The sequence below is a fragment of the Microvirga sp. KLBC 81 genome, from assembly GCF_003075415.1.
Lineage (GTDB): Bacteria > Pseudomonadota > Alphaproteobacteria > Rhizobiales > Beijerinckiaceae > Microvirga.
Genome location: NZ_QDAH01000230.1, coordinates 1 through 1,511, shown reverse-complemented (window position 1 = coordinate 1,511; position 1,511 = coordinate 1). Strand labels below are relative to the sequence as shown.

Here is a 1,511-nt window from a genome sequence, read left to right as displayed (position 1 = left end):
ATGACAGCACACAATCGCCCGGACCGTCGCGTGCCCGAGCTGCGGGACGCGTCCCTGCTGGTGTCCCAGGCCTATGTGGCGGGCGCGTGGGTGGATGCCCCCGACGGCCGGACCATCCCGGTCACCGACCCCTTCGACGGGGCGCTGATCACCACCGTGCCCGATCTCGGGCCGGAGGCCGCCCGCCGCGCCATCGCCACGGCGCATGAGGTCCAGAAGACCTGGGCCCGGCGCACCGCCAAGGAGCGCAGCCAGGTCCTGAAGAAGTGGTACGACCTCATCATCGAAAATGCCGACGACCTGGCGCTGCTCCTCACCACCGAGCAGGGCAAGCCGTTGCCTGAGGCCAAGGCCGAGGTGGTGTCGAACGCCGCCTACATCGAGTGGTTCGCGGAAGAGGCCAAGCGCATCGACGGCGACATCATTCCCGGCGCCAATCCGAGCCAGCGCATCCTGGTGCTGAAACAGCCGGTCGGCGTGTGCGCGGCGATCACGCCCTGGAACTTTCCCAATGGCATGATCACCCGCAAGGTCGGGCCGGCGCTGGCGGCCGGCTGCACCATGGTGTTGAAACCCGCCGCCCAGACCCCGCTCTCGGCGCTGGCGCTGGCGGTGCTGGCCGAGCGGGCGGGCGTGCCCAAGGGGGCGTTCTCGGTGATCACCGGCGAGGCCAGGCCGATCGGCGAGGAGTTCTGCCGCAACCCGCAGGTGGCCAAGATCACCTTCACCGGCTCGACCGCGGTCGGGCGCTGGCTGATGCGCGAGGCGGGCGACGGCATCAAGCGCCTGTCGCTGGAGCTCGGCGGCAATGCCCCCTTCATCGTGTTCGACGATGCCGATCTCGAGGCGGCGGTGGAGGGCGCCACGGCGTCGAAGTTCCGCAATGCCGGCCAGACCTGCGTCTGCGCCAACCGGATCTATGTCCAGGCCAGCGTGGCGGAAGCGTTTGCCGACAAGCTCGCCGCCAAGGCCAGGAGCCTCAAGCTGGGACGCGGCACCGAGGCCGGCGTCGCCATGGGGCCGCTGATCGACGAGCGCGCGGTGGCCAAGATGGAGGAGCATGTCCGGGACGCGCTCGCCCAGGGCGGCCAGGTGCTGGTCGGCGGCCGGCGCTCGGAATTGGGCGGCACCTTCTTCGAGCCGACGGTGATGACCGGGATCACCCAGGCCATGAAGGTGACGCAGGAGGAGACGTTTGCGCCGCTGGCGCCGATCATCACGTTTGCGGACGAGGCGGAGGTGATCGCCATGGCCAACGCCACCGAGTTCGGCCTGGCGGCGTATTTCTACGCCCGCGACATGGCCCGGGTCTGGCGCGTGGCGGAGGCGCTGGAGAGCGGCATGGTGGGGGTGAACACGCCGGCGCTGGCCAACGAGATGGCGCCGTTCGGCGGCATCAAGCAGTCGGGCCTGGGCCGCGAGGGCTCCAAATACGGCCTCGAGGGCTTCCTCGAACTCAAGTATGTCTGCCTCGCCGGCCTCTGACCAACAGATAACCCACAGAGCCGGGC

General features: G+C 69.6%; 1 protein-coding gene. It reads left to right on the top strand.

The annotated features are described in order from the left end of the window. A complete protein-coding gene (locus DC522_RS33410; RefSeq protein ID WP_116532682.1) occupies nucleotides 1-1,485 on the top strand; it encodes an NAD-dependent succinate-semialdehyde dehydrogenase in 1,485 nt (494 codons plus the stop codon). Nucleotides 1,486-1,511: the final 26 nt, after the last annotated feature.